Origin of the sequence: Pseudoalteromonas sp. T1lg10 (assembly GCF_002964545.1) — a bacterium.
Taxonomy (GTDB): Bacteria; Pseudomonadota; Gammaproteobacteria; order Enterobacterales; family Alteromonadaceae; genus Pseudoalteromonas.
Map to the genome: position 1 here is coordinate 3468 of NZ_PQBV01000051.1, position 214 is coordinate 3681.

Genomic DNA, 214 nt, shown 5'->3' on the forward strand with positions numbered 1-214 from the left:
AGTGATGCTGTCGACGGTGGCACCGGCTTCAACAACGCCAGAAAGGGTCACGTTGGTTGCTTCGTCTGCGCTTAATAGCTCATCGCCGCCATCGTCGAACGCAATACTGTTCGCGCCATCACCTGTGCTCGGCGCGCCCGTATCCAAAGTGGTGGTATCGGTGACCGTGCCCGTGTTCCCGGCAGCGTCGGTCACTGTCATGGTGACGGTCAAC

Annotated in this window: 1 protein-coding gene; it reads right to left on the reverse strand. The window is 59.8% G+C overall.

Going from position 1 to position 214, the window contains the following annotated elements:
- On the reverse strand, positions 1-214 hold a 214-nt coding region (locus C2M17_RS13320), incomplete at both ends, for a hypothetical protein (protein WP_199776027.1).